An 11,652-nucleotide genomic window follows, 5' to 3' on the forward strand; every position below is an offset into this window, starting at 1 on the left:
AAGCATCCAGAGGGGAATATGCAGGCCTTTATTCAGCGTCCGGTTTGGATTGAAGGGACTCGGCCAGAAAATCCCCCAGCAGGGCTATCTTGAGCACCTGACGACGGGCCGCAGGATAGATGAAATAGAGAGTCTTTGGCGGAATGTGATAGTGATCGAGCAGGGATAACAGGCGACCGGCTGCGATGTGGTCGCTCACCAGCTCGCTCGGTTGCAATGTGATGCCCGCCCCCGCCAGCGCCGCGGTGAGCAGTGCAGGCCAGTGGTTGATCCTGAGGCGCGACGCCACCCGTACCTCCTCGACCCGACCCTCTTGCCCGACAAACTGCCAGCGCTCATGCTCCCCCCAGTTGCCGTGCAGGCACTGGTGGCCCTTGAGATCCGCCGGTTGACGCGGCACTCCGTGACGATTGAGATAGTCGGGGGCAGCACAGAGGCAGTAGTGCTGGTTCTGCAGCGGGCGGGCGATGAGCGCCTCATCCTGCGGGCGCAAGGTGCGGATGGCTGCGTCGAACCCCTCCTCCACCAAATCGACCCAGCGCGGGGTGAGTTGCAGATCTACATCCAGTTTTGGGTAAAGATCGAGGAAAGCAGGCAGCAGCGGCACCAGCCGGTGATGACCGAAACTGAGGGGAGCGGCGATGCGCAACCGGCCGGCAGGCTCGGCCAGCAGGTTCTGGGTGAGCGATTCGGTTAGTGCCATCTCCTCCAGCACCCGCTGGCAGCGGGCCAGAAACAGCTGACCCAGCTCGGTCAGCGTCTGCTGGCGGGTGGTCTTGTGAAACAGCTTGCCCCCGAGCCACTGCTCCAGCCCCTGCACATGTTTGCCCACCATCTGGGCGCTGATCCCCTGCTCATTCGCCACCGCACTATAAGAGCCCAGCTCCACCACCCGGGTGAAGATGCGCATGCTGGTCAATCGGTCCAACCCCCCTCCTTTGTCCCCTTTATCAGGGCAGATCTGCCCTCTGCAAGGCAACCAATTAACAACCATTAGTTTATTAAAAAATGGTTTTTAGAGAATTTATCTCACTTTTAGTTACCAATATAGTGGCTATATATCGTTCCCCACAGGATAAATCCCCATGAAAAACACCTATCTGGCCGCTCTGCTGGTCGGCCTGCTCACCACTGGCGCCAGCCAGGCTGCCGAAAGCAGCGTTATCAACACGCACCAGAGTACCCCCGTCCCTGCCACTGCGACCCAGGCCCAGCCCGATATCTTCCGGGTCAGCCTGCTCGGCACCGGTACTCCTGTGCCCCAAATCAGCCGCGGCGGTTATAGCACCCTGGTTGAGGCAGGCAACCAGAAGCTGGTGTTCGACTTTGGCCGCAACGCCACTACCCGCCTGTGGCAACTGCATATCCCCATCGGTCGGGTCAACGCCTTCTTTCTCACCCACTTTCACTCCGACCACACCAACGGGCTGGCGGATCTCTGGCTGACCGGCTGGCTGCAACCGGCCTATGGCCAGCGCCACGCACCGATGGAACTCTACGGCCCCAAGGGAACCACTGCCCTCGCTCGTGGTCTGCAACAGGCCTATGCCACCGACATCGCCACCCGGGTCAAGGATGAGGGAACGCCGCTGGACGGGGTGGAGATCAACAGCCATGAAGTGACCGCCGGAGTGATTTACGACAAGGACGGGGTCAAGGTGACCGCCTTTGACAACGACCACGGGATCAATATCAAGCCGTCGTTTGGCTATCGCATCGACTACCACGGCCACAGCGTGGTGCTCTCCGGTGATACCCGCTACAGCACTGAGGTGGTGAAGCAGGCCAAAGGGGCCGATCTGCTGGTGCACTGCGTCTCCATGACCTCTGACGCCCAGATGAAGGCCAACCCCGGTTACAAGGCGATCGCCGGTCACCTCGCCTCCCCCGGGCAGGCGGCTCGCGTGATGAACGAGGCCAAACCGGCACTGACGGTGTTCAGCCATATCGGCCTCAACGGCAAGCTCAGGGTCAAGGACTTGGCGCAGGAACTGCGTGCCCATTACACAGGCCCCTTCGTCATCGGCAATGACCTGATGCAGATCGACCTGCCCACCTCGGCGTCTGGCAAGGGTTTTGCCCTCTGGCAATCAGAAAATATCGACAACAAATAGCCATAAAAAAGCCGCCTCTTTCGAGGCGGCTTTCATGCAAGGGATTGCGGGAGTTATCAGGCAATCAGCTTGTAGATGATACCGGACATGGCGATCAGGCCAATCAGGGTCACGAAGCCGTTGCTGATGTTGCCAGCGTATTTGCGCATGGCAGGTACCTTGGTGATGGCGTACATCGGCATCAGGAACAGCAGCATTGCGATGATGGGGCCGCCCAGGTCTTCAATCATGCCGAGGATGCTCGGGTTGATGGTGGCGATGGCCCAGGTGGTCAGGATCATGAAGACTGCGGTCACCTTGTTCAGCTGCTTGGCATCAACCTTCTTGCCTTTTTCGCGCAGCGCCTTGGCCATCAGACCGTTCATGCCTTCCTGTGCACCCAGGTAGTGACCCAGGAAGGACTTGCTGATGGCGACCATGGCGATCAGCGGAGCCGCAGTGGCGATGAAGGCGTTGTCGAAGTGGTTGGCCAGGTAGGACAGAATGGTGATGTTCTGCTCTTTGGCGGCAGCCAGGTCAGCCGGGGAGAGGCTCAGTACGCAGCTGAACACGAAGAACATGACGGTCATGACCATCATGACGTGGGCACCCAGCAGTATGTTGCCGCACTTCTTCTCGGCGCCTTCACCGTAACGACCCTTGTTGTCCACCGCGAAGGAGGAGATGATCGGGGAGTGGTTGAAGGAGAACACCATGACCGGGATGGCCAGCCACAGGGTCTTGATGAAGTCACCGTTGAAGGCGTCAGACAGTGCCGGCGCTTCTGTGATGATGGCACCGTTCCAATGCGGGATCAGGTAGAGCGCCAGGCCCATCAGAGTCAGCACGAACGGGAACACCAGTACGCTCATCGCCTTGACGATGAACTGGCCGCCGAGGCGAACGATCGCCATCAGGCCGAGGATCAACGCCAGTGACAGGATGGCACGGGGCGGTGCAGTCATGCCCAGCTGGTGAACCATCAGGCTCTCGACCGTGTTGGTGATGGCGACCGAGTACATCAGCAGGATCGGGTAGATGGCAAAGAAGTAGAGCAGGGTGATGAACTTGCCTGCAGTCTTGCCAAAGTGCTCTTCTACCACTTCGGTGATGTCACCATCACGGGTGGAGCCGGACAGCACGAAGCGGGTCAGACCGCGGTGTGCGAAGAAGGTCAACGGCAGAGCCAGGATGGCCATGGCCAGCAGCGGCCACAGACCACCTACACCGGCGTTGATCGGCAGGAAGAGGACGCCGGCACCGATGGCGGTACCGTACAGACCCAGCATCCAGACCAGATCGGCCTTGTTGATGCCACGGGAAGACGCATTACTGGCTAAGTTGCCTTCAACTGCAATGTTCATGTCAGACATAGGGGTGTTCCTGTCATCAAGGAAAATAGAAAAAATCTAGTCAACCGGGCGCAATGCCCTGTCCCGTTTCCCTGGAACTCCTGCAGTCCATCCCTGTTATTCTCATCCCCCTGACTCGGCACCCTGGTCATCACTCCATGTAACAACCAAATTGCAACAAACAGGTCAGTGGGGTATCAGCCCGAGGGCCGCCAGTGGGTCAACATTTACAACTTGTTAACGCACCTTTGTTCTGATGCGCTGACTCTAATTAAATCCCCTTACCGATCACAGTGTTTTTTTGAATTAATCAACCAAAGTTTGACTGGAATCGCCTTTCTGGCGTCAGAGATCACGTTACGAGCCCAATTTTGTGAACAGCCGTTAACAAATTCAGGTAGTTTCACCCGTATCTATACCCTTCTAGGTACAACAAATTGCTTACATGAGACTGTTTTTTACCCAGGTTGTGTGCCGTCCTGCCCTGACGTACCCTGTTCCTCAACATTTTCCCGTTGAATTAATATGGCCATCACTCGTACTGACCTCGCCGAACTGGCAGTCTTTGCCGCCGTCGCCCGCCACCAGAGTTTCAGCAAGGCAGCCCTTGAACTTGGGGTATCAGCCTCCGCGCTGAGCCACAGTTTGAAAGGGCTGGAGACCCGCCTGGGCGTCCGCTTGCTCAATCGCAGCACCCGCGCCGTGGTGCCGACCGATGCGGGCCAGCGCCTGCTCGAACAGTTGCTGCCCACCTTGAGCCATCTGGAGAGTGCGCTGGGCGAGCTGGCCCGGCACAGCGACGAACCGGTGGGACGCCTGAAGATCAGCGCACCACGCGGCGCCATCGATGAGTTGCTGTCCCCCGTACTGATCGATTACATGGTGCGCTACCCGCGCATGCAGGTAGAAGTGGTGGAGCAGGAGCTGATGCCGCGTCTCATCGAGGATGGCTATGACGCCGCCATCTTTTATGGCGATCTGCTGCCCAAGGAGATGGTCGGCGTGCCGCTCGGACCGCCCCAGCGCTATCTGGTGGTGGGATCACCTGACTATCTGAATGAACATGGCACCCCGCAACATCCCCGCGAGCTGTCGCGCCATGCCTGCATAGGTTACCGGCTGACCCCATCTCACCACTACCGCTGGGCGTTTGCCGGGGAAGAGGGCGCCCTGCTGGAGATAGAGGTGACCGGGCCCCTGACCACCAGCACGCCGGCGCTCTATCTGGGGGCGGCAGAGGCGGGGCTGGGATTGGCGTATTGCCTGGAGGAGGAGGTGAGCCAGCAGCTGGCACAAGGAAAACTGGTGAATGTGCTGGAGCAGTGGTGCCCCACCTTCGTGGGATTTTCACTCTTTTATCCCAGCCGACATCAGCTGGGCAGCGGCCTGCGCGCCCTGATAGACATGCTCAAGGCACACTAGCAAACCCGGTAATTACTGAATAAGGCTCATCAATTCATCAAATAGAAACCGGATTATCAACGAAAAAATATTAATCTAGACTATCTGCTCGATAATCGAACTCCCCAAGAGAACAGATATGTCTGCCTACTTCACATTACGCCAGCGGGCGATGACCCGCCGCTTCTGGGGCTATGCCCTTCCCTCCATCATGGCCATGCTGGTGTCCGGTGCCTACTACCTGGTCGATGGCATCTTCGTCGGTCACTACGTGGGCGCCGCCGGCCTCGCCGGTATCAACCTGGTCTATCCGGTCATCATGGTGCTGATCGGCCTCGCCGCCATGATCAGCATGGGAGCGGCTACCGCCATCTCCTTCCAACAGGGGGCCAAGAACCTCGGTCTGGCTCGCCAGGCACTGGTCAATGCGCTCTGGCTGCTGGGGCTGCTGGGCACCCTGGCGCCACTGCTGCTGCACTACTGGCACAACGATATCCTGTTGGGATTGGGCCTTGAACAAGGCACCGAGACCTGGAAACAGGCCAGCGATTATCTTTACTGGATCGGAGGCGGCACCCTGCTGCTGGCCAGCAACTTGGCGGTGCCCTATCTGCTGCGCAACGACGGCAAACCCAGACTGGCCATGATCCTGGTCAGCAGTGGTGCCATCCTCAACATCATCCTCAACTACATCATGGTCGGCCGGCTGGGACTGGGACTGATCGGTACGGCTCAGGCCACCCTCATCTCTGAAGGGATCGTCAGTCTGCTGGGCCTGGGTTACTTCTTTACCGCCCATGCCAAATTACGTCTCTCATGGCGCCACATGGTACCCAGCTTTACGGCCATGCCCAACCTGCTGTTCACCGGTCTGCCGAGCCTGATCGCCCAGTTCAACCTGGGATTGCTGCTGCTGCTGCACAACAGCCAGCTGATGGTGCACGGTTCGGTCAAGGATCTGGCCGGGTTCACCGTGGCTGGCTACACGGAGGCGGTGTTCATTGTCATCCTGCAGGGACTGGCGTTCGGCATACAACCGCTCATCAGTCAGGCAGCCGGGGCCAGACGCCATCGGGATCTGAAATTCCTGATGGAGATGGGGCTCAAGATCACGCTCGTCTATGGCATGGCGGTCTGGCTGCTGATCCAGCTGCTGCCGCGTCAAGTAGCCATGCTCTACACCGGCGATCAGGATGGCGAGCTGCTCGCTGCAGCCGTCAGCAGCCTGACCCTCAACCTCGGTGCCATTCCGCTGGAGGGGATCATCATGTTCGGCATCGTACTGCTGCAATCCATGGCCCGTACCAAGCAGGCACTGCTCATCTCGACGGCCAAGACACTGCTGTTGCTGCCGCTGATCTTCCTGCTGCCGCTGCAGTGGGGCCGGGATGGCGTACTGATGGCCCAGCCCACCACGGTCGTGCTGCTGACTCTGCCGCTGTGCTGGCTGCTGTGGCGGGAGTGGCGTCGCCTCGCGCTGGCGTGTACACCCCGGCGTCCACACCACGCCAAGCCGATAGGCGACCGTCCGGGAATGCAGCTGGTCCGTCGCGCCGGCTAGACACGACCGTATGCATACGCAGGCTCAAAGCCGGGTGGCGCGGGTGCGCACCCCGGGTTCGGCCATCGCCTGCTGGGCTGCCACCAGTTGCAGCTCATAGGCACCCGCCAGCCAGGTCTGGGCCAGCACCGCATCGACGCTGGCGTTGGTGCGCTCAAACGCCAGCACGGGATCATGTCCCGCCAGCAGATGGGCCAGCATGGTGGCACTCAGCAGATCCCCCACCCCGATGGGGTGGCGGGCAAAAGGGTAGAGCGGGCGCGAGATATGAAACGCGCCCGCATCGCATACCAACACCATCTCGAACCTGTCCAGGCTTAACCCGGCCTTGCCCAGATGCTTGACCATCACCAGCTTGATCCCTTGCTCCCGCAGTTGCTGACAGGCCGCCAGCACCTCGGGCACATTGCTTATCTCATGGCCGGTGAACTGTTCCAGTTCCAGCAGATTGGGAGCCAGCATGTCGGCCTGGGGCAAGGCCCGGGTTTTAAAGAATTCGCTGACACCGGGTGCCACTATGCAACCCTTGTCAGGGTGACCCATCACGGGATCACAAAAATAGAGGGCGGCCGGATTAAGCGCCTTGAGTCTGGCCACCGCCGCCAGTATCTCCTCCCCCTGTTCGGCCGAGCCGAGATAACCACTCAGCAGCGCATCGCACTGTCCCAGCACGCCGATCTCCGCCAAGCCGTTCACCAGCTGACGGATATGGCCGCCGGGCATCACCATCCCCTGCCAGCCTTCGCGGTATTGGGTGTGGTTGGAGAACTGCACCGTGTTCATCGGCCACACCTCGATCCCGAGGCGACGCATGGGAAAAACGGCGGCGCTGTTGCCGGCACAGCCAAAGACTACGTGGGATTGAATGGAGAGCACTCGCTTCATGGTTGGCGACTCACGCAAGAAGAACAGACATTTCGGAGGGAAAAACGGGCCTTGCGGCCCGTTGTTGTCACTTTCGATGGTTGTCACTGTCGATTAACGCAGCACCTTGACGGTGTAGCTGCCATCGGCCTGACGATAGAGTCCGTGGATGTCGGTCTCGAAGCCCGGGTAGTGGGCACCGATCTCGCACAGCATCTCGAGGAACTCGAGCACCGGCAGAGAATCCTGGGTCACCATCTCGCCCGGCAGTACCAACGGTACTCCCGGCGGGTACGGCAGTATCATGTTGGCGCTGATGCGATCAACCATGTCACGCAACGGCACCTCTTCCAGATTGCCCGCCAGCTCCTGCTGCCACGCGGCGTGCGGGGTCATCTTCATCTCCGGCAGCACATCGAACGCCTTGAACATCAGCTCCGGCAGACGGTATTTGCAGGTCAGATCATGGATGCTCTGGGCCAGCGCCTGAATGCGCATCCCTTCGTAGAAGCCCGGGTCTTCACGATAGAGGCTCGGCAGTATGTTCTTGATGGTCAGGTTCAGGTCATAGCCACGCTTGAACTCAGTCAGGGCACGCAGCAGCTGCATCGCCTTGGACTGATCGATACCGATGGAGAAGAGGAACAGCATGTTGTAAGGGCCGGTCTTCTCCACCACTATGCCGCGCTCGTCCAGGAACTTGGAGACCAGGGAAGCAGGGATGCCTCTCTCCAGCAGCTTGCCATCACGACCCATACCCGGGGTCAGCAGAGTGACCTTGATGGGGTCGAGGTACATGTGGTCATCGTCGATGCCGTTGAAACCGTGCCAGTCATCTTTCGGATCCAGCTTCCAGCACTCGACGGTGTCGATGTTGTCCGGCTGCCATACGTCGAAGAACCAGCCTTCGCTCTGATCACGCAGACGCTTGATCTCTTTGCGAAATGAGATAGCGCGATCGATGGAGTCCTTGATCAGCCGCTTGCCGGTGTTGCCCCGCATCATGGCGGCGGAGATCTCGGTGGACGCCACTATGCCGTACTGCGGCGAGGTGGAGGTGTGCATCATGAAGGCTTCGTTGAAGGTCTCTTCCTCCACGTCACCCTTGATGTGGATCATCGAGGCCTGGGAGAAGGCCGCCAGCAGCTTGTGGGTGGACTGGGTTTCGTAGAACACCTTGCCCGGCATGGCGTCACCGCTCATGCCGCACTTGCCTTCGTAGATGGGGCTGAAATTGGTGTAAGGCACCCAGGCGCTGTCGAAGTGGATGTAAGGGGTGTCCAGCGCCTCCTTGATGAAGCCGGTGTTGTAGAGCAGACCGTCATAGGTGGAGTTGGTGATCACGGCGTAACGGGGAGCTTGGGCACCCGGCGTGGCGGCGACCTTGGCTTTGATCGTCTCGCGGCTGAATTCGCTCTGCGGGATACCGCCCAGAATGCCGTAAGCGTTGCGGGTCGGACGGAAGTAGAGCGGGGTCACGTCACTCATCATCATCAGGTGAGTCAGGGACTTGTGACAGTTGCGATCCACCAGCACTGTGCTGCCGGCCGGCGCGGAATACATGCCGACTATCTTGTTGGCGGTGGAGGTGCCGTTGGTGACGATGTAGGAGCGATCGGCGTTGAAGGTACGGGCAATGTACTCTTCAGCTTCCTTGTGCGGACCCGAGTGATCCAGCAGGGAGCCCAGCTCCGGCATGGAGATGGAGACGTCCGCCTTGAAGGCGTTGGGGCCGTAGAAGTCATAGAAGATGCTGCCGGCCGGGCTCATCTGGAAGGCGGTACCGCCCATGTGACCCGGGGTACAGAAGGTGTACTTGCCCTCTTCCACATACTTGAACAGCGCCTTGGTGAACGGCGGCAATATGGCGTCCTGATACTCCTGAGTGGCCTGACCCATCTTGAGGGCGATGTCGTCCGCCATGCCGAGACGGTACTCGAAGAAGTGCACGTTCAGACGCAGGTCGGTCAGGTGAATATCCAGCGTGGACTGGTCGTTGGCGAAGGCGAAGATCGGCAGCTTCTCGTTGCGATCGTGGATCTCCTTGCACAGGCCGAGGGAATATTTGTCCCAGTCGAAGATGGCGCCGCAGACGCGGGGGTTCTTCTCGATAAGCTTCAGCAGATCGGCCACGTCGACCGGATATACAACCTGAAAGCCTTTACGCTCGAGGGAGGCTTGCAGCTGGCGAATGGGTTCTTCTTTGAAGAACACGCCCAGGTGGTTGAGGATGGCAATGATATTCATCGTGATACTCCACACGTAGAGGGGCGCTCTCCATCAGGGATGGTGAGTGAAGAGCGCTCGGAAAAGAAAAACGGGATCAGTGGCTGGCTTGCTCTTTGAGCAGAGCGTCGTGTTGACGCAGGCCCTGTTTTTTGGCGTAGAACATCAGGATGATGAGCGACACCACGAAGGTAGCGGTGAGGTTGGAGCCCTGGGCGCCCATCAGGGCCACCAGACAGAAGACGCAGGCGACGCCGGAGAAGATCATGGTGCCTATGCTGCGGGAGGTCATGCCCTCGAAACGGATGAGGTTAATGCTGGAGTAGAAGTAAGGCAGCATGGTCAGCAGCACAGCATCCGTGGTCAGCACGTTGAACAAGTCGGCGGCGTGAGCGGACTGGGAGGTGAAGGCGGTCAGCCCGATCATCAGCGCAGTCATCTTGAGGGAGCCCAGGATCAGACCCTTCTTGGCTACACCGTTCTTGTCCACTTCGCCGTAGATTTTCGGGAAGTTGCCGTCGTTGGCGGCGCGCTTGCCCGCTTCGCCCACCAGCATCATCCAGGAACCCAGCGAGGTGAAGCAGGCCAGGGCGGTGAAGGCAGAAACAAACGGCGCAGACCAGCTGCCGAAGATGGCGGAAGAGGCCATGGCAAAGGGTGCGCCGGAGGCCGCCACTTCACCGGCCGGGAACATGCCGCTGATCACCTGGGTAGAGAGGATGTAGATGACCCCCGCGATACCGGTACCCAGCATGGTGGCGAGCGGTACTGTGCGTTTCGGGTTCTTCACCATGCCGGAAGAGACGGCGGCTGATTCGACACCCACGAAGGACCAGAGGCAGATCAGCACGGCGCTGATGACCGCATGCAGGTCACTGCCGCTGGTGGTGTTCCAGTTCTGGCTGTAGACGCTGGCATCAAAATGTCCCCAACCCATCACGGCGGTACCGACAACCGGCAGCAGGATCAGCACCAGACCCAGGGTACAGAGTCGACTCACCCAGCTACCGCCAAGCAGGTTGACGAAGGTGAAGATCCAGACCGCAGCGATGGTGGCAACGGCTGCGGGGATCGGGCTGTTGAGAATGGGGAAGAAAACGGAGAGGTAGGAGACGCCGGTAATGGCGATGGCCAGGTTGCCAATCCAGTTGGCGTGATAATAGAGCACACCGGTCTGGAAGCCGAACACCGGAGAGATCTCGCCAGCGTAAGCAATGGGACCACCCTCTTGCGGGTTCTTGGTGGCGAGGCGGGCAAACACGAAGGCCAGCCCCATGGCGCCGACCAGACAGATGGCCCAGCTGAAGATGGAGATGGAACCGATCGTGGCCAGTGCCGAGGGCAGCAGCGCTATGCCGCTCCCCATCATGTTGCCAGCCACCACACCTGTACAGGCGATGAGGCCAATCTTCTTGCTCGTATCTAGGGACATAAGATCTCCGGGTCTATAAAAGGTCGGGTCGTCACATACACATTTGGCGGAACGCTCCGCCAACGAATGGGCACAGACTAGGCCTCTCATCCCCGGAAAACATAAAGACCAGCTAACGGATAAAAATATGAGCCAACTTTTTTCGCCGCCTTGTCTACTTCGAAAAAACCAATTTAAAAACAGCAACTTGACATCAGATCACACCACTTTCTTGATAAAACCTTGATATCCGGCCATCCCGTTTTGCCCCTTGAGAACCCCCTTATCTCGCCGTCTTGATATTTTTGGCCAGATAAACCCGGGATAAAGAGGCTCGCATAGCCCCCCCTCACCTTGTAACCATCCTAAAGCCCTGCTGACCATCCCCCTGAGTGGCCACTCACCCCTGTTCGTCCCTCCGCTCGTCTCATAATCCCCCGGCTCTGAGGCACACCTCTACGGTGACAACCAGTAAGCATTGAGCGGTAACTGACATCTCATACCGGCGCCAACAATAGGATGACGGCACAAGCAGTGCTCGCGGTGCAAAGCCGGGCAAGCGCGAATGCAGCAAATGCAGCGAGCAAGGCAAATGTGGATGGTGGTGAGCAGCAGGAAACAAATCGGGCAACACCAGACCGTCTATCCCAATGGCAGGCAGCCGGATTGGCGCAGGCAGAAACAGCACAGGCCGCCCGAAGGCAGCCTGTGCGAGGGGCCGGCAACCGTACCGACCGAGGGGAA

8 protein-coding genes are annotated in these 11,652 nt (G+C 59.2%); 3 read left to right on the plus strand and 5 right to left on the minus strand.

All coding sequences use genetic code 11. The annotated features are described in order from the left end of the window. Positions 1-28: 28 nt before the first annotated feature. Positions 29-928: a LysR family transcriptional regulator gene (locus ACW5XD_RS23705; RefSeq protein ID WP_456496990.1), complete on the minus strand. Its 900-nt coding sequence runs from the start codon at positions 926-928 to the stop codon at positions 29-31. Between the two features lie 157 nt (positions 929-1,085). On the opposite strand from ACW5XD_RS23705, the gene ACW5XD_RS23710 reads away from it, so the two are divergent. Then, positions 1,086-2,114 (plus strand): MBL fold metallo-hydrolase, encoded by a 1,029-nt coding sequence (locus ACW5XD_RS23710; protein WP_456496991.1) that lies wholly within the window; start codon positions 1,086-1,088, stop codon positions 2,112-2,114. Positions 2,115-2,170: 56 nt separating this feature from the next. Here the strand turns inward: ACW5XD_RS23710 and ACW5XD_RS23715 are convergent, their stop codons facing one another. Next, on the minus strand, positions 2,171-3,466 hold the full coding sequence (locus tag ACW5XD_RS23715) for an HAAAP family serine/threonine permease (RefSeq protein ID WP_456496992.1): 1,296 nt from the start codon (positions 3,464-3,466) through the stop codon (positions 2,171-2,173). A 504-nt stretch (positions 3,467-3,970) separates the two neighbouring features. Here ACW5XD_RS23715 and ACW5XD_RS23720 point away from each other — a divergent pair. Both ACW5XD_RS23720 and ACW5XD_RS23725 read left to right on the plus strand, forming a co-directional pair. Further along, positions 3,971-4,867: a LysR substrate-binding domain-containing protein gene (locus ACW5XD_RS23720; RefSeq protein WP_456496993.1), complete on the plus strand. Its 897-nt coding sequence runs from the start codon at positions 3,971-3,973 to the stop codon at positions 4,865-4,867. A 118-nt stretch (positions 4,868-4,985) separates the two neighbouring features. Beyond that, positions 4,986-6,407: an MATE family efflux transporter gene (locus ACW5XD_RS23725; protein WP_456496994.1), complete on the plus strand. Its 1,422-nt coding sequence runs from the start codon at positions 4,986-4,988 to the stop codon at positions 6,405-6,407. 24 nt (positions 6,408-6,431) lie between these two features. Here the strand turns inward: ACW5XD_RS23725 and pdxY are convergent, their stop codons facing one another. From pdxY to cadB, 3 genes are all read right to left on the minus strand, one after another. Next, positions 6,432-7,292 (minus strand): pyridoxal kinase PdxY, encoded by an 861-nt coding sequence (pdxY, locus tag ACW5XD_RS23730; protein WP_456496995.1) that lies wholly within the window; start codon positions 7,290-7,292, stop codon positions 6,432-6,434. A 93-nt stretch (positions 7,293-7,385) separates the two neighbouring features. Continuing rightward, positions 7,386-9,518: a lysine decarboxylase CadA gene (locus ACW5XD_RS23735; protein WP_456496996.1), complete on the minus strand. Its 2,133-nt coding sequence runs from the start codon at positions 9,516-9,518 to the stop codon at positions 7,386-7,388. Positions 9,519-9,594: 76 nt separating this feature from the next. Beyond that, positions 9,595-10,929 (minus strand): cadaverine/lysine antiporter, encoded by a 1,335-nt coding sequence (cadB, locus tag ACW5XD_RS23740; RefSeq protein ID WP_456496997.1) that lies wholly within the window; start codon positions 10,927-10,929, stop codon positions 9,595-9,597. Positions 10,930-11,652: the final 723 nt, after the last annotated feature.

It is taken from the genome of Aeromonas enterica, assembly GCF_054052465.1.